Source organism: Enterobacter asburiae (genome assembly GCF_008080435.1).
In the GTDB taxonomy this organism is placed as follows: domain Bacteria; phylum Pseudomonadota; class Gammaproteobacteria; order Enterobacterales; family Enterobacteriaceae; genus Enterobacter; species Enterobacter asburiae_C.
The window spans coordinates 13,374-33,554 of the sequence record NZ_VRKN01000014.1 but is presented as its reverse complement, the minus strand read 5'-3'; the positions used below and the strand labels follow the sequence as shown (position 1 = coordinate 33,554).

General features: G+C 57.0%; 16 protein-coding genes. 9 read left to right on the top strand and 7 right to left on the bottom strand.

The features are described from left to right. Positions 1–21 precede the first annotated feature (21 nt). The 5 genes from greB (at position 22) to feoC (ending at position 6,046) form a co-directional block, all read left to right on the top strand. The gene (greB, locus tag FU672_RS19760; RefSeq protein WP_112779962.1) at positions 22–495 is read left to right on the top strand and encodes a transcription elongation factor GreB; all 474 of its coding nucleotides are present in this window, start codon (positions 22–24) and stop codon (positions 493–495) included. 87 nt (positions 496–582) lie between these two features. After that, entirely contained in the window at positions 583–2,904 is a 2,322-nt protein-coding gene (locus FU672_RS19755) for a Tex family protein (protein WP_148244498.1), read from the top strand. A 319-nt stretch (positions 2,905–3,223) separates the two neighbouring features. Then, on the top strand, positions 3,224–3,451 hold the full coding sequence (feoA, locus tag FU672_RS19750) for a ferrous iron transporter A (RefSeq protein ID WP_008503050.1): 228 nt from the start codon (positions 3,224–3,226) through the stop codon (positions 3,449–3,451). 29 nt (positions 3,452–3,480) lie between these two features. Beyond that, entirely contained in the window at positions 3,481–5,799 is a 2,319-nt protein-coding gene (gene feoB / locus FU672_RS19745) for a Fe(2+) transporter permease subunit FeoB (protein WP_148244497.1), read from the top strand. Positions 5,800–5,809: 10 nt separating this feature from the next. Further along, entirely contained in the window at positions 5,810–6,046 is a 237-nt protein-coding gene (feoC, locus tag FU672_RS19740) for a [Fe-S]-dependent transcriptional repressor FeoC (RefSeq protein WP_024907906.1), read from the top strand. A gap of 33 nt (positions 6,047–6,079) precedes the next feature. Here feoC and FU672_RS19735 read toward each other — a convergent pair whose 3' ends face one another. Both FU672_RS19735 and bioH read right to left on the bottom strand, forming a co-directional pair. After that, positions 6,080–6,349: a YdgH/BhsA/McbA-like domain containing protein gene (locus FU672_RS19735; RefSeq protein ID WP_048226350.1), complete on the bottom strand. Its 270-nt coding sequence runs from the start codon at positions 6,347–6,349 to the stop codon at positions 6,080–6,082. A gap of 111 nt (positions 6,350–6,460) precedes the next feature. Further along, positions 6,461–7,234 carry a pimeloyl-ACP methyl ester esterase BioH gene (gene bioH, locus FU672_RS19730; RefSeq protein ID WP_148244496.1) on the bottom strand — a complete coding sequence of 258 codons (774 nt, stop codon included), beginning with the start codon at positions 7,232–7,234 and terminating at the stop codon, positions 6,461–6,463. A gap of 36 nt (positions 7,235–7,270) precedes the next feature. Here bioH and gntX point away from each other — a divergent pair, with 36 nt between their 5' ends. The 3 genes from gntX (at position 7,271) to gntT (ending at position 10,238) form a co-directional block, all read left to right on the top strand. Further along, complete coding sequence (gntX, locus tag FU672_RS19725; protein WP_148244495.1) at positions 7,271–7,954, top strand: DNA utilization protein GntX; 684 nt, start codon at positions 7,271–7,273, stop codon at positions 7,952–7,954. A gap of 61 nt (positions 7,955–8,015) precedes the next feature. Beyond that, positions 8,016–8,591, top strand: a complete 576-nt coding sequence (gene nfuA, locus FU672_RS19720) for a Fe-S biogenesis protein NfuA (RefSeq protein ID WP_014072124.1) — start codon at positions 8,016–8,018, stop codon at positions 8,589–8,591. A gap of 330 nt (positions 8,592–8,921) precedes the next feature. Further along, complete coding sequence (gntT, locus tag FU672_RS19715) at positions 8,922–10,238, top strand: gluconate transporter (protein WP_033146827.1); 1,317 nt, start codon at positions 8,922–8,924, stop codon at positions 10,236–10,238. 109 nt (positions 10,239–10,347) lie between these two features. Here the strand turns inward: gntT and malQ are convergent, their stop codons facing one another. After that, positions 10,348–12,426 (bottom strand): 4-alpha-glucanotransferase, encoded by a 2,079-nt coding sequence (gene malQ, locus FU672_RS19710; protein WP_148244494.1) that lies wholly within the window; start codon positions 12,424–12,426, stop codon positions 10,348–10,350. A 9-nt stretch (positions 12,427–12,435) separates the two neighbouring features. Continuing rightward, positions 12,436–14,829 (bottom strand): maltodextrin phosphorylase, encoded by a 2,394-nt coding sequence (malP, locus tag FU672_RS19705; protein ID WP_148244493.1) that lies wholly within the window; start codon positions 14,827–14,829, stop codon positions 12,436–12,438. 586 nt (positions 14,830–15,415) lie between these two features. On the opposite strand from malP, the gene malT reads away from it, so the two are divergent. Next, positions 15,416–18,121 (top strand): HTH-type transcriptional regulator MalT, encoded by a 2,706-nt coding sequence (gene malT, locus FU672_RS19700; protein ID WP_148244492.1) that lies wholly within the window; start codon positions 15,416–15,418, stop codon positions 18,119–18,121. A gap of 62 nt (positions 18,122–18,183) precedes the next feature. Here the strand turns inward: malT and FU672_RS19695 are convergent, their stop codons facing one another. From FU672_RS19695 to glpE, 3 genes are read right to left on the bottom strand one after another with little or no spacing between them, the layout of a single operon-like run. Beyond that, on the bottom strand, positions 18,184–18,942 hold the full coding sequence (locus FU672_RS19695) for a DeoR/GlpR family transcriptional regulator (protein WP_008503060.1): 759 nt from the start codon (positions 18,940–18,942) through the stop codon (positions 18,184–18,186). A gap of 16 nt (positions 18,943–18,958) precedes the next feature. Further along, positions 18,959–19,789, bottom strand: coding sequence for a rhomboid family intramembrane serine protease GlpG (gene glpG, locus FU672_RS19690; RefSeq protein WP_148244491.1), 831 nt, complete (start codon positions 19,787–19,789; stop codon positions 18,959–18,961). A 47-nt stretch (positions 19,790–19,836) separates the two neighbouring features. After that, positions 19,837–20,169 (bottom strand): thiosulfate sulfurtransferase GlpE, encoded by a 333-nt coding sequence (gene glpE, locus FU672_RS19685; protein WP_148244490.1) that lies wholly within the window; start codon positions 20,167–20,169, stop codon positions 19,837–19,839. Between the last annotated feature and the right edge of the window lie 12 nt (positions 20,170–20,181).

Here is a 20,181-nt window from a genome sequence, read left to right as displayed (position 1 = left end):
GCAGGCAGCAAAGGCTTTACCATGAAAACGCCCCTGATCACCCGCGAAGGGTATGAGAAACTCAAAAAAGAGATGGATTACCTCTGGCGCGAAGAGCGTCCTGAAGTGACCAAAAAGGTGACCTGGGCGGCAAGCCTGGGCGATCGCAGCGAAAACGCTGACTACCAGTACAACAAAAAGCGGCTGCGCGAAATTGATCGCCGGGTTCGCTATCTGACGAAGTGCCTCGAGAATCTCAAAATTGTCGATTACTCCCCGCAGCAGGAGGGCAAAGTGTTCTTCGGCGCATGGGTGGAGATTGAAAACGACGACGGTGACACCCTGCGTTTTCGCATTGTCGGCTACGATGAAATTTTTGGTCGTAAGGATTACATCTCCATCGACTCCCCGATGGCCCGCGCGCTGCTGAAAAAGGAAGTGGGCGATCTGGCCGTCGTTCAGACCCCATCCGGTGAAGCCAGCTGGTACGTCAATGAGATCGTCTACGTAAAATAGTCCGAGAGCGCCCTCCCCGGCTGGCATTTTGCCGTGTCAGCCCGTATAACTATCCCCTGATTTTTCGACTCAACAGATGATAAAGCCATGATGAAAGATTCGCTCTGCCGCATTATTGCGGGTGATATTCAGGCCAGAGCCGAACAGGTAGAAGCTGCCGTTCGCCTGCTTGATGAAGGGAACACCGTGCCGTTTATTGCACGCTATCGTAAGGAAGTCACCGGCGGTCTGGATGACACGCAGCTGCGTAACCTGGAGACCCGTCTGGGCTATCTGCGCGAACTGGAAGAACGTCGTCAGGCGATCCTCAAATCCATCGGCGAACAGGGTAAACTGACCAGCGAGCTGGAAAGCGCCATTAACGGCACCCTGAGCAAAACCGAACTCGAAGATCTCTATCTGCCGTACAAACCGAAGCGCCGCACGCGCGGGCAGATTGCGATTGAAGCGGGTCTTGAGCCGCTGGCCGACCTGCTGTGGAACGAGCCGTCCCACGATCCCGATACCGAAGCGGCGAAATTTATCGACGCCGACAAAGGCGTAGCGGACACCAAGGCCGCCCTCGACGGCGCACGCTACATTCTGATGGAGCGCTTCGCCGAAGACGCCGCCCTGCTCGCTAAAGTGCGTGATTACCTGTGGAAGAATGCCCACATCGTCTCTACCGTCGTCGCGGGGAAAGAGGAAGAAGGTGCGAAATTCCGCGACTACTTCGATCACCACGAACCAATCTCTACCACCCCTTCACACCGCGCGCTGGCGATGTTCCGCGGCCGCAACGAAGGCGTGCTCCAGCTCTCCCTGAACGCCGACCCGCAGTTTGACGAGCCGCCGAAAGAGAGCCACTGCGAGCAGATCATCATAGACCATCTTGGCCTGCGCCTGAACAACGCCCCGGCGGACAGCTGGCGCAAAGGCGTGGTGAGCTGGACCTGGCGCATCAAGGTGCTGATGCACCTCGAAACCGAACTGATGGGCACCGTGCGCGAACGCGCCGAAGACGAAGCGATTAACGTCTTCGCCCGTAACCTGCACGACCTGCTGATGGCCGCCCCTGCCGGCCTGCGCGCGACCATGGGTCTCGATCCGGGTCTGCGTACCGGCGTGAAGGTCGCTGTGGTTGACGGCACCGGCAAGCTGGTGGCTACCGATACCATTTATCCGCACACCGGCCAGGCAGCGAAAGCGGCCGTCGTCGTGGCGGCGCTGTGCGAAAAATACAACGTGGAGCTGGTTGCCATCGGCAACGGTACGGCCTCACGTGAAACCGAGCGTTTCTACCTCGACGTGCAGAAGCAGTTCCCGAAAGTGACGGCACAGAAAGTGATCGTCAGCGAAGCGGGGGCATCCGTCTATTCCGCGTCCGAGCTGGCGGCCCAGGAGTTCCCGGACCTGGACGTTTCCCTGCGCGGTGCGGTCTCTATCGCTCGCCGCCTGCAGGATCCGCTGGCGGAGCTGGTGAAGATCGACCCGAAATCCATCGGCGTGGGCCAGTATCAGCACGACGTGAGCCAGACGCAGCTGGCGCGCAAGCTGGATGCGGTCGTGGAAGACTGCGTAAACGCCGTCGGTGTTGACCTGAACACTGCCTCCGTACCCCTGCTGACCCGCGTGGCGGGCTTAACCCGCATGATGGCGCAGAACATCGTCGCCTGGCGTGATGAGAATGGTCAGTTCCAGAACCGTCAGCAGCTGCTTAAAGTGAGCCGTCTGGGGCCGAAAGCCTTTGAGCAGTGTGCGGGCTTCCTGCGTATCAACCACGGCGATAACCCGCTGGATGCCTCCACCGTTCACCCGGAAGCGTACCCTGTGGTGGAACGCATTCTGGCCGCCACCCAGCAGGCGCTGAAAGATCTCATGGGTGACAACAGCGCCCTGCGCAACCTGAAAGCCGTTGATTTCACCGACGACAAATTTGGTGTCCCAACCGTCACCGACATCATCAAAGAGCTGGAAAAACCAGGCCGTGACCCGCGTCCTGAGTTCAAAACGGCGACCTTTGCTGACGGCGTGGAAACCATGAACGACCTGCTGCCTGGCATGGTGCTGGAAGGCGCGGTGACCAACGTCACCAACTTTGGCGCGTTCGTGGATATCGGCGTACATCAGGATGGTCTGGTGCATATCTCATCCCTTGCCGACAAGTTCGTTGAAGACCCACACACCGTGGTCAAAGCGGGCGACATCGTGAAGGTCAAAGTGCTGGAAGTGGATCTGCAGCGCAAGCGTATCGCGCTGACCATGCGTCTGGACGAGCAGCCGGGCGACACCAACGCGCGCCGTGGCGGCAATGGCGGTGGCCGCGAGCAGCAGCGTCCGGCGGCAAAACCGCGCGGACGTGATGCTCAGCCTGCAGGCAACAGCGCGATGATGGATGCGCTGGCGGCGGCAATGGGTAAAAAACGATAATGACGTACCTGCCCGGTGGCGCTGCGCTGACCGGGCCTACGGTTTTGTAGGCCGGGCAAACGCAGTGCCGCCCGGCAAGCAGGCCGCAGGGAATTAAAATAAACAGGATGTAGCCATATTTAAACCACTAATTATCACCCCGTTAACAAATACCCCCCTTTTCGTTTCCCAGGCAATTCAGCAAATATTGAGCAAGGTCAAACAGGCCGTAAATTAATACCGCAAACAACATTCCGTCACAGTTTTAATATTGCTGATAAAAACTATTCTCATTATCATCCCATAGTAGATAATTTAACCTTTCGTGGAATCAGGCGTTATGCAATTCACTCCAGACAGTGCATGGAAGATTACCGGTTTTACCCGCGAAATTAGCCCGGCCTATCGGCAAAAGCTGCTGTCGCTGGGCATGCTGCCCGGCTCGTCATTTCAGGTCGTGCGCGTGGCGCCGCTAGGTGATCCGGTTCACATCGAAACCCGCCGCGTGAATCTGGTGCTGCGTAAGAAAGACCTCGCATTAATAGAAGTCGAAGCCTTATCCCGATAACAAGCCAGCGGTTTCAGTGAGTCTAAAAAATGAAAAAGTTAACTATTGGCTTAATTGGCAATCCTAATTCCGGCAAGACCACCCTTTTTAACCAGCTGACCGGCGCACGCCAGCGCGTGGGCAACTGGGCGGGCGTGACGGTTGAGCGTAAAGAGGGCCAGTTCACGACAACAGACAACCAGGTGACGCTGGTTGACCTTCCCGGCACCTACTCTTTAACCACCATTTCGTCGCAAACCTCGCTCGATGAGCAGATTGCCTGCCACTATATTCTTGGCGGCGACGCGGACCTGCTGATCAACGTGGTCGATGCCTCCAATCTCGAGCGTAACCTTTATCTGACGCTGCAGCTGCTGGAGCTGGGGATCCCCTGCATCGTGGCGCTCAACATGCTCGACATTGCGGAGAAACAAAAGCTGCGCATCGACGTCGATGCCCTCTCCGCGCGCCTGGGGTGCCCGGTCGTTCCGCTGGTCTCGACGCGCGCTCGCGGTATTGATGCGCTGAAGCTGGCGATTGACCGTCACGCGGGTAATCGCGACATTGAGCTGGTGCATTACGCGAAGCCTCTCCTGCGCGAAGCCAATGTGCTGGCGCAGGAGATGGACAACAGCATGCCTGCGAAACAGCGCCTGTGGCTCGGCCTGCAGATGCTGGAAGGAGACATCTACAGCCGCGCTTACGCCGGGCATGCGGCAGATAAGCTGGACGCGACGGTGGCCCGTCTTAGCGACGAGCTGGACGACCCGGCGCTGCACATCGCCGATGCGCGTTACCAGGCCATCGCCTCGATTTGCGACGTTGTCAGTAACGCCCTGACGGCAGAACCCAGCCGCTTTACGGCAGCGGTGGATAGGGTTGTGCTTAACCGCTTCCTCGGTTTGCCCATCTTCCTGCTGGTGATGTACGTGATGTTCCTGCTTGCCATTAACATCGGTGGCGCACTCCAGCCCATTTTCGACGCCGGTTCTGTCGCGGTCTTCGTACACGGTATTCAGTGGGTGGGTTACACCCTGCACTTCCCGGAATGGTTAACCATTTTCCTCGCACAGGGGATTGGCGGCGGTATCAACACCGTTCTGCCTCTGGTGCCGCAGATCGGCATGATGTATCTGTTCCTCTCGTTCCTGGAAGATTCCGGTTACATGGCCCGCGCCGCGTTCGTGATGGATCGTCTGATGCAGGCGCTGGGTCTGCCGGGCAAATCCTTCGTCCCGTTAATTGTCGGCTTCGGCTGTAACGTGCCGTCGGTGATGGGTGCACGCACCCTGGATGCGCCGCGTGAACGCCTGATGACCATCATGATGGCGCCGTTTATGTCCTGCGGTGCCCGTCTGGCAATCTTTGCGGTCTTTGCCGCCGCCTTCTTTGGTCAGCAGGGCGCGCTGGCGGTCTTCTCGCTGTATGTGCTGGGCATCGTGATGGCCATCCTCACCGGTTTAATGCTGAAGCACACCATTATGCGCGGTGAAGCGTCTCCGTTTGTGATGGAGCTGCCGGTGTATCACGTGCCGCATCTGAAAAGCCTGGCAATCCAGACCTGGCAGCGCCTGAAAGGCTTTGTGCTGCGCGCCGGTAAGGTGATTGTCATCGTCAGTATTTTCCTGAGCGCGCTGAACAGCTTCACCCTCAGTGGACAGGCGGCAGATAACATCAACGACTCTGCCCTCGCCTCCGTCAGCCGCGTCATCACGCCGGTCTTCAAACCGATTGGCGTACATGAGGATAACTGGCAGGCAACCGTCGGGCTGTTCACCGGTGCGATGGCGAAAGAGGTGGTTGTCGGCACCCTGAACACGCTTTACACCGCAGAGAACATTCAGGAGCAGGAATTTAATCCGGCAGAGTTTCATCTCGGACATGAACTACTGGGTGCCGTAGAGGAAACCTGGCAGAGCCTGAAAGATACCTTCAGCCTGAGCGTGCTGGCGAACCCCATTGAGGCCAGCAAAGGCGACGGCGAAATGGCGACGGGTGCCATGGGCGTGATGGGCGAGAAATTTGGCAGCGCGTCCGCGGCCTACAGCTACCTCATCTTTGTTCTGCTCTACATTCCGTGCATCTCCGTGATGGGGGCGATTGCCCGCGAGTCCAGCCGCGGCTGGATGGGCTTCTCCATCCTGTGGGGGTTAAACATTGCGTACTCGCTGTCGACGCTCTTTTATCAAACCGTTAACTTCAGCCAGCATCCGCGCTACAGCCTGGTCTGCATTCTCGCGGTTGTCCTATTTAACGTGATAGTGCTCGGTCTGTTGCGGCGGGCACGCAGCCGCGTCGACATCGATCTGCTGGCAAACCGTAAAACCGCCGCGACCTGCTGCAGCAGCCCGGCGGGCGACTGTCACTAAGGAGCACACCATGGCATCGTTGATTCAGGTTCGTGACCTGCTGGCACTACAAGGTAGGATGGAGGCGAAACAGCTGAGCCTCAGCCTGCATACGCCGCAGCCGATGATCGATGCCATGCTGGAAAGACTGGAAGCCATGGGGAAAGCCGTGCGGATTCAGGAAGACGCGGACGGCTGTCTCTCCGGCAGTTGTAAAAGCTGTCCGGAAGGAAAAGCCTGCCTCAGGGAGTGGTGGGCACTGCGTTAATAAAGCCAGGCATCGCTGCCTGGCTTTATCGTATTACTTGTAGACGTCCGCCGTTGCGCGTACGTTTTTGGTCTGCTTTTCAGCGCTGGTGACGACGTAGTACGTTCCGCCCAGCTCATCCGCTTTCTTCGACAGCTCTTTTCTCGCGTCCATCGGCGCGGTGGTGTCAGACGTAGTAATCTCACCAATTTTCGTCAGATTCATGCCGGCAACTTTATCTTTTTCCAGCTCTTTTGCCGCAAAGACGCCAAATGACAGTGACCCAATAACCAGAGAAGTGACAATACCTGTAACAAGTTTCATAACCTGACTCTCCATAGGATTGTTGTTTTGATTATCGTAGGCAGAACAACCGCAACGACATCTGGAGTATGGTTGCGGTGTGTTACTTTTTCCAGGCTGGATAGAAAATAATCAGTCGAAACGTTGACTTAACGCAATGAGCGCTGAACAAAACTCCGTCGGATGAGAGATAAACGGGGCATGTGCGGCTTTGGCAATGATCTGCGATTCGCTGTCCGGCCAGAGCGAATCCAGCAGCGGAACCACTTTGCGCGGCACAATCCCGTCGAGGTAACCGTAGATACGCAGGTGCGGCACCGTCAGCGCGGCCAGGGGCTCGCGCAGGTCAACCGTTTTCAGAAGCTCAAGACCGCCGTTAAGCACCTCAACCTCCGGCATCGGCAGCGAAAGCACGGTCTGCTTCAGCGTTCGGGCATCCTTACGCGCGGTGTCAGTGCCCATTGTCTGCAATGCAAGAAACCGCTCGACGGTCCGCTGGAAATCTTCGCTCAGCTGCTGCTGGAAGCCCGCCAGCACTTCAGGTTTGATCCCTGGCCACGCGTCCTGCGCGCTAAAACAGGGCGACGACGCCACCGTCACCAGCGCTTGTACGCGGTCAGGCCGCGACAGCGCAATCTGACTCGCCACCAGTCCGCCCAGACTCCAGCCCAGCCAGACCGCGTTTTGCGGCGCAGCGTCCAGAAGCTGCTGCGCCATCTCATCAAGCGATAACGCGCCAAAACCGCGGCTGCGGCCAAAGCCGGGCAAATCCACGAGATGCAGTGTGAAATGCGAGGCAAGTTCCTCACGTATGCAATGCCATATCTCCGCATTCAGGCCCCATCCGTGCAGCAGCACAAGATGGCAATTTCCTGTCCCTACAGTCTGCCACCACAGCGTCTTCATCAGTTACTGTTCTCTTTTTTCACATGGAGGTTGCATATGCTAACAGTACCTGGCTTGTGCTGGCTATGCCAAATGCCGCTGGCACTCAGCCGGTGGGGCGTCTGCTCCGTCTGCACGCGCTCGCTGGAATGGCGTATCGGGACCTGTCCACAATGTGGTTTACCGGCCACAAATCCCTCTTTGCCCTGTGGCCGTTGCCTGAAAAAATCCCCGCCGTGGAGCGCGCTGGTGGCCGTGGATGATTATGTTCCACCGCTGAGCAGGCTGATTCACGCGCTGAAGTTTTCCGGGCAGAGCTCGCTGGCACAGCCCCTTGCCCGCCTGCTATTGTTGGCAGTTTTGCAGGCACGGCGTCATCGCGCACTGCCGAAAATCGACATGGTGGTGAATGTCCCCTTATACCGACGTCGGCACTGGCGGCGTGGCTATAACCAGAGTGACCTGATCTGCCGTCCCCTCGCACGGTGGCTCGGCTGTCGGTATGATGCCGGCGCGCTTACACGAGTTCATGCCACCGCCATCCAGCATCAGCTCAGCGCCCGGCTTCGCAAAAGGAACCTCAAAAATGCCTTTCGCCTTGAATTGCCGGTCGACGGTCTCCATATCGCGATTGTGGATGATGTCGTCACCACGGGCAGTACCGTTGCTGAACTTTCCCGACTGCTTTTGCGAAGCGGCGCCGCGTCGGTTCAGGTATGGTGTCTGTGCCGTACCTTGTAGCCCTTCTTCAATGGGCGTATGATTATACCCAGGTAATTTAGTCAACTATTAGGCCAAAGCTATGATCCGTATTTCCGATTCTGCACAAGCACACTTTGCCAAACTGCTGGCAAATCAGGAAGAAGGGACGCAGATCCGCGTGTTTGTGATTAATCCAGGCACTCCGAATGCAGAATGTGGTGTTTCTTATTGTCCTCCGGACGCTGTGGAAGCAACTGACACTGCCCTTAAATTTGAACAGCTCACCGCCTACGTTGATGAGCTGAGCGCACCGTATCTTGACGATGCGGAGATCGACTTCGTCACCGATCAGCTGGGTTCTCAGCTAACCCTGAAAGCGCCGAACGCGAAAATGCGTAAAGTGTCTGACGATGCCCCGCTGATGGAGCGCGTCGAGTATCTGCTGCAATCCCAGATCAACCCACAGCTGGCGGGCCACGGCGGTCGCGTTTCCCTGATGGAAATCACGGAAGACGGCCTGGCGATCCTGCAGTTCGGCGGCGGCTGTAACGGCTGTTCAATGGTCGATGTGACCCTGAAAGAAGGGATCGAGAAGCAGCTGCTGAACGAGTTCCCGGAACTGAAAGGCGTGCGTGACCTGACCGAGCACCAGCGCGGCGAGCACTCTTACTACTAATTCAGTGCCCGTCTGTATCGCCCGGTGACGCTGCGCTTACCGGGCCTACAGAAACAGTGCGGGCCTGATACCTTCTCTCCAGCCCTCCCCCTCTATATGTTGACCTGCGTCTCATAATTCAAATTTACCCTCCCGGGGTGATTCTCAATCACGTCATGTTACCCGTATCATTCTCGTGGGCACTCAGCATCCTTATAACAGCCGACTAAACTTAATGGTTTCGAAGGCATCAGTATGAGTGCCGTTAACACTCTGTTCCCAGTTGGGACAATCGGAATTTGTCGTTGAAACAATGACGTTACCCATAACAATTCAAAGGCCAGGTAAATCATGCCATTAGTCATCGTTGCTATCGGTGTTGTGTTATTACTGCTCTTGATGATCCGTTTCAAAATGAACGGATTTATCGCTCTGGTTCTGGTGGCACTTGCAGTCGGTCTGATGCAAGGGATGCCGCTGGTGAAAGTCATCAGCTCGATTAAAGCCGGTGTCGGCGGCACGCTCGGTAGCCTGGCATTGATCATGGGCTTCGGCGCCATGCTCGGCAAAATGCTGGCAGACTGCGGGGGCGCCCAGCGTATTGCCACCACCCTCATCGCCAAATTTGGCAAGAAGAACATCCAGTGGGCGGTGGTATTAACCGGTTTTACCGTTGGTTTCGCGCTGTTCTATGAAGTGGGCTTCGTGCTGATGCTGCCGCTGGTGTTCACCATCGCGGCTGCGGCAAACATCCCGCTGCTGTATGTCGGTGTGCCAATGGCTGCGGCGCTGTCCGTGACCCACGGCTTCCTGCCGCCGCACCCGGGTCCAACCGCTATCGCGACCATCTTCCACGCGGATATGGGTAAAACCCTGCTGTTCGGTACGATTCTGGCGATCCCAACGGTGATTCTGGCAGGCCCGGTTTATGCCCGCTTCCTGAAAGGCATTGATAAGCCGATTCCGGAAGGTCTGTACAGCGCCAAAACCTTCACCGAAGAAGAGATGCCTGGTTTCGGCGTCAGCGTCTGGACCTCTCTGGTACCGGTGATCCTGATGGCGATGCGTGCCGTGGCAGAGATGATCCTGCCGAAAGGTCATGCGTTCCTGTCCGTTGCAGAATTCCTGGGTGACCCGGTAATGGCAACGTTGATTGCGGTGCTGATCGCGATGTTCACCTTCGGTCTGAACCGTGGCCGTTCAATGGATCAGATCAACGACACGCTGACCTCTTCCATCAAAATCATTGCCATGATGCTCCTGATCATCGGCGGTGGCGGTGCATTCAAGCAGGTTCTGGTCGACAGCGGCGTGGACAAATACATCGCTGCCATGATGCATGAAACCAACGTGTCGCCGCTCCTGATGGCCTGGTCTATTGCTGCGGTTCTGCGTATTGCACTGGGTTCTGCGACCGTTGCGGCGATCACCGCAGGCGGTATCGTTGCCCCGCTGATTGCGACCACGGGCGTGAGTCCTGAGCTGATGGTTATCGCCGTTGGTTCCGGTAGCGTGATTTTCTCTCACGTTAACGACCCTGGCTTCTGGCTGTTCAAGGAGTACTTCAACCTGACTATCGGTGAAACCATCAAGTCCTGGTCCGCGCTGGAAACCATCATTTCGGTATGTGGTCTGGTCGGGGTGCTGCTGTTGAATATGGTGGTTTAATGTAATAAGTCGGGTGGCGGCTACGCCTTACCCGACCTACCCGATCCATGTAGGCCCGGTAAGCGCAGCGCCACCGGGCAATAAAAAACCGCCATCTGGCGGTTTTTTATCACTTTTTCCCGGCCGCTTTTCGCCGCTTATCCAAATCCTTAATCAGCTTGTTCACCCCATCATCGGCAAACATCTTCTCAAGCGTTGTGGACAGCTTGCGACGCCAGTTCTTGTACTGATAGCTGGTGCCCGGGATGTTCACCGGCTCCGCCATATCAATCCAGTCTTCCGGCTGCAGGCCCAGCAGGGCGCTATTGCTGTCGGCAATATAGCGCTGCAAACCACGATTGAGGGTAGCGGTCATCGACATCAATGACGCCTTATGTCCGGCTCGTTTTGGCAGACAGCCCTGCTTGTGCAGCGCATCCAGCAGCCCCTGTTTGGAGAGCTCGCGATCCTGATACAGGCCGCGCAAAACCTCTTCATCAGGATACAGACCCAGCGTTTTACCGAGCGTCAGATCGCCGCTTTCCCAATAGCCACGAAGCGTAGGAAGGTCATGCGTCGTCGCGACTGCCATTGACTGTTCAGGGTACGCTTTCGGCGCGCGGAAGGTTTTCTCATGGTCGTTTTCAAAATAGAGCACTTTATAGGAGTAGACGCCGCTGTCGCGGAGCTTGCTGACAATTTCCACCGGCACGGTACCGAGATCCTCACCGATCACCATGCACTGATGGCGCTTGCTTTCCAGCGCCAGGATCGACAGCAGATCGTCAACCGGGTACTGCACGTATGCCCCGTGATCCGCCGTTTCACCGTACGGGATCCACCACAGACGCAGCACGGACATCACGTGGTCAATACGCAACGCGCCGCAGTTCTGCATGTTAGCGCGCAGCAGGTCGATAAACGGCTCGTAGGCGCGCGCCACCATGACGTGCGGATCCATTGGCGGCAAACCCCAGTTCTGACCGAGCGGGCCAAGGATATCCGGTGGCGCACCCACGGACGCTTTCAGACAGTAAAGCTCACGGTCGCACCAGGTTTCCGCGCCGCCTTCTGCCACACCCACGGCCAGGTCACGATACAGGCCGATCGGCATTTTATAGCCCTGGCTCACCTGCCAGCAGGCGGCAAACTGGCTGTACGCCAGCCACTGCAGCCACAGGTAGAAGTCCACTTCATCGGCATATTTTTTACAGAACGCTTTGACTTCCGGCGTGTCGACGGACTGATACGCTTCCGGCCAGACCGGCCAGCCCCAGCGCATTTCGTCCTCTTTAACCTGATACGCGTGCAGTGCATCAAATGCCGCCTGCCAGTACAGGCTCTCGCCCTCCTGGGTGACAAACTGACGGAAGGCCGACATCTGCTCGTCACCACGCTTCGCAAAACCTTTCCATGCCAGACGCAATGCCGCCATTTTCAACGCGGTGACGGTGGCGTAGTCCACCCAGTCGGCATCACGCGCCTGCTTCAGCGCGTGCTGCGTGGTGCTGAGTTTCCACCACGCCTGCGCCTCTTTGCTGTTTTTGAAGTCATCTAACGCGTTAACGTCGATATAAATCACGTTCAGCCAGCGACGGGACGACGGACTATACGGGCTGGCGCTCTCCGGGTTCGCCGGATAGAGCGCGTGAATCGGGTTGAGGCCGATGAACGCGCCGCCGCGCTCGCCCACTGATGCCAGCATCTTTTTCAGATCGCCAAAATCACCGATGCCCCAGTTGCTGTCGGAACGCAGCGTATAGAGCTGCACGCAGGCGCCCCAAAGCTTTTTGCCTTCAAGCAACGCCTGCGGCTCGTAGCAGCGTTTTGGCGCGACGATCACCCGGCAATGGAAACGCCGATCGTCCTGGGTGAGTGTTAGGGTGTGATAGCCCTCCGGCAGCTTCACCGGAAGGTTAAGCATTTTGCCACCGGTGACGTGGCCTTTATGCTGATGCCCCTCTTCGGTGGTCAGCAGCCAGCTAAACTCGCCACGCCCCTCCACCGCGAGCGGCATCTTTTTGCCTGCGGTGAATACCTTCACGTTCGGCACCGGTGCAACCGACGCTTTCGCGTCGGTTTTGTGCATGGCGTCCAGCAAACGTCTTTTGGTATCGGCGCCAATAGACTGCGGTTTGCCGTGAGCATTAATGTAACTGAGGCTGATCCCCGCCGCCTGCGCGGCGCTGTCCAGACGTTTACTCTCCATCGCGCTTCCTTAGTGTTTCGCCTGCCAGATACGGGCCTGATAATCACGGATTGAACGGTCAGAGCTGAACATACCGCAGCGGGCAGTGTTCAGAATGCATGCGCGCGTCCACGCCTCCTGGTCGCGATACAGCACGTCGACCTGCTTTTGCGCTTCTACATAAGCCGTGAAGTCCGCCATGACCAGATACGGGTCACCGCCGTGTTTGTCCATGCTGTGCAGCATCTGGTCAAACGCGTGCTTGTCGCCGTCGCTGTATTTACCGCTTTCCAGCTCCTTCAGCACCGCGTCGAGCACTTTGTCTTTCTTACGCCATTTCACCGGGTCATAGCCTTTGGCCTTGATGGCTTTCACCTCTTCCACGGTATGGCCGAAGATAAAGATATTCTCTTCACCGACCTTCTCGGCGATTTCGACGTTTGCCCCGTCGAGCGTACCGACGGTCAGCGCGCCGTTCAGCGCCAGCTTCATGTTGCCGGTGCCGGACGCTTCTTTCCCCGCAGTCGAGATCTGCTCGGAGATATCCGCCGCCGGGATCAGCATTTCAGCCGCAGAGACGCAGTAATCCGGCAGGAACACCACCTTCAGCTTGTCACCCACTTTCGGATCGCTGTTGATCGCCGCCGCCACTTTGTTAATGGCGAGGATAATGTTTTTCGCCAGGTAGTAGCCCGGCGCCGCTTTCGCACCGAACAGGAACACGCGCGGCACGCGGTCGGCCTGCGGGTTCTCGCGGATCTCTTTGTACAGCGCCAGAATGTGCAGCAGGTTCAGGTGCTGACGCTTGTACTCGTGCAGACGCTTGATCTGGATATCGAAAATGGCATTCGGGTTGATCTCAATCCCGGTACGCAGTTTCACGAACTCGGCGAGACGAACCTTGTTCTCCAGCTTGATCGCACGGTACTGCTTGCGGAATTTCGCGTCGTCAGCCTGTTTTTCCAGGTTAATGAGCTGGTCCAGATCGTTGGCCCACTCTTTCTTCAGGGTTTTATCCAGCAGGCCAGCCAGCAGGGGGTTACACTGCTTGATCCAGCGACGTGGCGTGATGCCGTTGGTCACGTTGTGGAATTTGGTCGGCCACAGCTGGTGGTATTCCGGGAAGAGATCTTTAACCACCAGATCCGAGTGCAGCGCCGCCACGCCGTTCACCGCGAAGCCGCTTACCACGCACATGTTCGCCATGCGCACCTGCTTATCATGAACCACCGCCAGTTTCGCCCAGACTGCTTTTTTGCCCGGCCAGGTTTTATCCACCAGGGTTTTAAACTGGTCGTTAATCTTGTTGATGATCTGCATGTGACGCGGCAGCAGCGTTTTCACCAGCTTCTCATCCCAGCACTCCAGCGCTTCAGGCATCAAGGTGTGGTTGGTGTAGGCAAAGGTACGGCTGGTGATGGCCCAGGCGTCATCCCAGCTCAGCTGATGCTCGTCGATCAGCACGCGCAGCAGTTCCGGGATCGCAATAGTCGGGTGCGTGTCGTTGAGCTGAATCACTTCGAAGTCCGGCAGCTGCGCCAGCTTGCGGCCCGCCAGGTGATGGCGACGCAGAATGTCCGCCACGGAGCAGGCGCACTGGAAGTACTGCTGCATCAGGCGCAGCTTTTTACCGGCCAGGTGGTTGTCGTTCGGGTAAAGGACTTTGGTCAGCTTCTCGGCGTCGATGCCCTGCTGCTCGGCACGCAGGAAATCGCCGTCGTTGAATTTTGTCAGGTTAAACGGATGCGCGTGCTTCGCCTGCCACAGACGCAGCGGTTGCGCCACGCCGTTACGGTAGCCAAGCACCGGCAGATCCCAGGCTTCACCGGTAATGGTGAACGCCGGTTCCCAGCGACCCTGCTTTGTGACTTTTCCGCCAATGCCGACCTGTACATCCAGCTGCGCGTTGTGGCGGAACCACGGATAGGTGTTGCGATGCCAGTCGTCCGGCGCTTCCATCTGATGACCGTCGGCAAACGACTGACGGAACAGGCCGTACTGGTAGTTCAGACCGTAACCAATCGCCGACTGGCCGACGGTCGCCATGGAGTCCAGGAAACAGGCCGCCAGACGCCCCAGGCCGCCGTTGCCCAGCGCCGGGTCAGTCTCTTCTTCCAGCAGATCGGTCAGGTTAATGTCGTGTTCTTTGAGGACGTCACCGACGTCCTGATACCAGCCGAGGTTCAACAGGTTGTTGCCCGTCAGACGGCCAATCAGGAATTCCATTGAAATGTAGTTTACATGACGCTGGTTCTTCACCGGCTTTGCCAAAGGCTGAGCATCCAGCTGTTCTGCGAGCGCACCGCTCACTGCCTGCCACCACTGGTGAGGCGTCATTTCGTTTGCAGCATGAAGGCCAAAACGCTGCCACTGACGCGTCAGGGCAGCCTGGAATTGAGCTTTGTTGAAAGTAGGCTGTGACATAGGGGATCGGCATCCTTTAGAAAGAAAACACAAGTTGGCGCTAGTGTGCCTGGCTCATTTCTCCTCTTCCTCCTCCTGTGGGGGATTAGACAGGGAGGAGTAGCGGGGATGAGCAGAAAAGTGTGATCGAGGCCACTCTCAGAGCATAGTCCGAGTGTGCCCTGAAGATAAAAAAGTAACCAGGGAGAATGTCAAAGAAATGAAATGCAGTTTCGGGTGAAATTAATCCGCTCTGAAATGATTACTTACGTAGAATAATAATTTAGTCATCGGGTCACCTCTCAGGAGACTATTACTCTCACTCAACTTTACCCGCACTTTATTAAATTTGACGTCACTATACCTTTCTGAAACCAGTTTCAGCGCAGCGGTAATGAGTACAGACAAGCCAGCAGTGACGCGGCGTTAAGACCCTTTCGAGAAAGTTCCAACATTTGCCTGAATGTTTTGTGACAGAGTGCAAATTCAGAACCACAAAACCCAGACATAACTTGCAATAGTTCTCTTTCTGTCCGACCTTATATCGTATTAATTACGAAGCGCAAAAAAAATAAAATCTCTCGTTCCCCACAGTGAAGTGAAACCTATGTTGATTCCGTCTAAATTAAGTCGCCCGGTTCGCCTTGACCATACAGTGGTCCGCGAGCGTCTGTTGGCTAAACTTTCCGGCGCGCATAATTTCCGACTGGCGCTGGTTACGAGCCCTGCAGGCTATGGAAAAACAACGCTCATTTCGCAATGGGCCGCGGGTAAGAGCGATCTTGGCTGGTACTCCCTTGATGAGGGCGATAACCAGCAAGAGCGTTTTGCCAGCTATCTGATTGCCGCCATACAGCAAGCAACCCATGGACACTGCGTCGCCAGTGAGGTGATGGTGCAAAAGCGCCAGTACGCCAGCTTGTCCTCCCTTTTCTCTCAACTGTTTATCGAACTGGCCGAATGGCATCGCCCGCTTTACGTGGTGATTGATGATTACCATCTCATCACTAACCCGGTGATTCATGAATCGATGCGTTTCTTCCTGCGCCATCAGCCGGAAAACCTGACCTTAGTCGTGCTGTCACGCAACCTGCCGCAGCTGGGTATTGCCAACCTGCGCGTGCGCGATCAGCTTCTGGAAGTGGGCAGCCAACAGCTGGCCTTTACACACCAGGAAGCGAAACAATTCTTTGACTGCCGCCTGACATCGCCCATTGAGGCCGCCGAAAGCAGCCGTCTGTGTGATGACGTTGCCGGCTGGGCCACAGCGCTGCAGCTTATCGCGCTCTCTGCCCGGCAAAACAACAGTCCGGCGCATCAGTCTGCGCGACGTCTGGCGGGCATCAACGCCAGCCACCTTTCTGACTACCTTGTGGATGAAGTACTGGACAGCGTCGATCCCTCGACGCGTAATTTCCTGCTGAAAAGCTCTCTGCTGCGCTCCATGAACGATGCGCTCATCGTGCGCGTGACGGGCTGTGAAAACGGTCAGCTACAGCTCGAAGAGATTGAACGTCAGGGCCTTTTCCTGACGCGCATGGACGATCCGGGCGAGTGGTTTAGCTATCACCCGCTGTTTGGTAGCTTCCTGCGCCAGCGCTGTCAGTGGGAACTGGCGGTTGAACTCCCGGAGATCCACCGCGCCGCTGCCGAAAGCTGGATGGCACAAGGCTTCCCGAGCGAGGCCATCCACCACGCGCTGGCCGCCGGTGATGCCAGCATGCTGCGCGATATCCTCCTCAATCATGCATGGGGCCTGTTTAACCACAGCGAACTGACGCTGCTGGAAGAGTCTCTCAAAGCCCTGCCGTGGGAAAGTTTGCTGGAGAACCCGCGTCTGGTGCTGCTGCAGGCCTGGCTGATGCAAAGCCAGCACCGCTACAGCGAAGTTAACACCCTACTGGCGCGCGCCGAGCAGGAGATGGAAAGCGAGATGGATGCCACCCTGCACGGCGAGTTCAACGCGCTGCGCGCTCAGGTAGCCATTAACGACGGCGACCCGGACGAAGCTGAACGGCTGGCGATGGTCGCGCTGGATGAACTGCCGCTGGCCAACTTCTACAGCCGCATCGTTGCGACCTCGGTGCACGGCGAAGTGCTGCACTGCAAAGGCGACCTCACCCGTTCGCTTTCACTGATGCAGCAAACCGAACAGATGGCGCGTCGTCATGATGTCTGGCATTACGCGCTGTGGAGCCTGATCCAACAGAGCGAGATTTTATTCGCACAGGGGTTCCTGCAGGCCGCCTGGGAAAATCAGGAAAAAGCGTTCCAGCTGATTCGTGAACAGCATCTGGAACAGCTGCCGATGCACGAGTTCCTGTTGCGTATTCGCGCTCAGCTGCTGTGGGCATGGTCGCGTCTGGATGAGGCGGAAAGCTGCGCCCGCCAGGGTGTGGATGTCCTTTCCAGCTTCCAGCCTCAGCAGCAGCTGCAGTGTCTGGCGCTGCTGGTGCAGTGCTCGCTGGCGCGCGGCGATCTCGATAACGCCCGCAACCATCTGAACCGCCTGGAGAATCTGCTCGGCAACGGTCATTATCATAGCGACTGGGTCTCTAACGCCGATAAGGTCCGGGTGATTTACTGGCAGATGACCGGCGATAAAAAATCCGCCGCCAACTGGCTGCGTCAGACGCCAAAACCGGAATTTGCTAACAACCACTTCCTGCAGAGCCAGTGGCGCAATATTGCCCGCGTGCAGATCCTGCTCGGTGAATTAGAGCCCGCAGAGATTGTGCTGGAAGAGCTGAATGAGAACGCGCGCAGCCTGCGTCTGATGAGCGACCTGAACCGCAACCTGCTGCTGCTGAACCAGCTCTACTGGCAGGCGGGTCGTAAAAACGATGCCCAGCGCGTGCTGCTGGAAGCGCTGCAACTGGCTAACCGCACCGGTTTTATCAGCCACTTTGTGATTGAAGGTGAAGTGATGGCGCAGCAGTTGCGTCAGCTAATTCAGCTCAACACGCTGCCGGAGCTGGATCAGCATCGCGCCCAGCGCATTCTGCGTGAGATTAACCAGCATCATCGGCACAAGTTCGCGCATTTCGATGAGAACTTTGTTGAACGTCTGCTGAACCACCCGGAAGTGCCGGAGCTTATCCGCACCAGCCCGCTCACCCAGCGTGAATGGCAGGTTCTGGGGCTGATCTATTCAGGCTACAGCAATGAGCAGATTGCCGGTGAGCTTGCGGTGGCGGCGACCACCATCAAAACGCATATCCGCAATCTGTATCAGAAACTGGGTGTGGCGCATCGCCAGGATGCAGTACAGCATGCGCAGCAGCTGTTGAAGATGATGGGGTACGGCGTTTAGGTTTGGTGCGGCCTGATGCCCTCACCCCGGCCCTCTCCCACAGGGAGAGGGAGAACGGCTTTTCAACACAACTCTAACTGCAAATTATTATCTTTAATCACCTGCATCACGCCCGCCGGCGGCATCACGTCGGTGTAGACCGCATCCACCATGCTGATGCTGCCCATGTTCACCATCGCATTTCGGCCAAACTTCGAATGATCCACCACCAGCATCACGTGGCGCGAGTTTTCAATTATCGCGCGCTTGGTGCGCACCTCGTGGTAATCAAATTCCAGCAGCGAGCCGTCGCTGTCGATGCCGCTGATCCCCAGAATGCCGAAATCGAGGCGGAACTGAGAGATAAAATCGAGGGTCGCTTCACCGATAATCCCGCCGTCGCGACTGCGCAGTTCGCCACCCGCGAGGATGATGCGGAAATCGTCTTTCTGCATCAGGGTATTGGCCACGTTCAGGTTGTTGGTGACCACGCGCAGGTTCTCGTGATCCAGCAGCGCATGGGCGACCGCTTCCGGCGTGGTGCCGATATCAATAAACAGCGTCGCCCCGTTCGGGATCTGGCTGGCGACCTTACGGGCAATGCGCTCTTTCTCTGCCGTCTGCGTGGCTTTACGGTCGTGCCAGGAGGTATTGACCGAACTGGACGGCAGCGCCGCCCCGCCGTGGTGGCGCAGAATGCGATTCTGATCGGCCAGGTCGTTCAGGTCACGACGGATGGTTTGTGGGCTGACGGCAAACTGCTCCACCAGCTCTTCGGTGCTGACATATCCCTGTTTTTTTACCAGTTCGATAATAGCGTCATGACGTTGTGTTTGTTTCATCAATTATCCCTGAGAATTATGTTCGTTTTCGCGCATGGAGCGTGTCGGCAAACGCCATCGCCAGCCCCACGGCCAGCCCGGCGACGTGTGCACCGTTGGCGATAGACATACCAAACAGATCAAACCATCCGGCAATTAGCCATATTAACGCAAAGGTTATTAATCCGCGTTGCAGATAGATGCCGCTTTCCGGATCGCGCTCCCCGCGAAGCCAGACATAGCCCATGAGGGCATACACGACGCCCGACAGCCCGCCGAACCACGGCCCGCTGAACTTGTGCTGCACATAGCCGCTCAGCAGGGCGCTGATAAGGGTGATAACGATCAGCTTGCCGCTTCCCAGGCGCTTTTCAACGGCACCGCCGAGATACCACCACCAGAGCAGGTTAAAGAGGATATGCATCACCGAGAAGTGCATCAGCGCGTGGCTAAAGTAGCGCCAGACGTCAAAATCAAGAGACGGGTCATAGGGCCACGCCAGGGCAATCATCACGCTCTGGTCGCCCACCACGTTCATAATAATGAAGACGATAATGCAGGCCGCCATCAGCAGCAGCGTAAACGGGCCCGCGCGTTCCCGGATAGTGGCAAGGAAGGGAAAACGGCTGTAATGCAATCCGCTGCCGGTCTGGCCGGACTGCCAGCTGGCTGCCAGATAGCGCGGGTCGCCAGGGTTCTCGAGAAAACGCGCCAGCTCCTCGTTTACCCGCCCGGCCTGGCTCTCATCGGCCAGCCAGACGTCGGTCTGCGTATGTTGCTGAATGGTCAGAATAATGCCCTGCGTCGCCATATAGTCGACAAACGCCTGGGCGACGCGAGGGTTGGTAAAAGAGGTGATCATCAACATGGGCAGCGGTCGCTTATTTCCACACAAAAGGGGACAGTATAGCGGGATCAGCGCTCAAAAGCGTATTCCACTTCTGCCGGGAAATGACGATGCCAGGCATCGAAGCCGCCGTCGACGCTATACACCGCATCGTAGCCCTGCTGAAGCAGATACTGCGCCGCGCCTTTGCTGCTGTTGCCGTGGTAGCACATGACCATGACCGGCGTCTCGAAGTCGTTATCGCGCATAAACGCGCCCAGCGTGTCGTTAGTGAGATGGAACGCGCCCGGCGTGTGTCCCATCGCAAAACTCTGCGGATCGCGGATGTCCACCAGCACCGCTTTTCCCTGGTGCATCTTCTGGCGGGCTTCTTCTACGTTAATACATTCAAACTGATCCATGGTGTTCTCTTT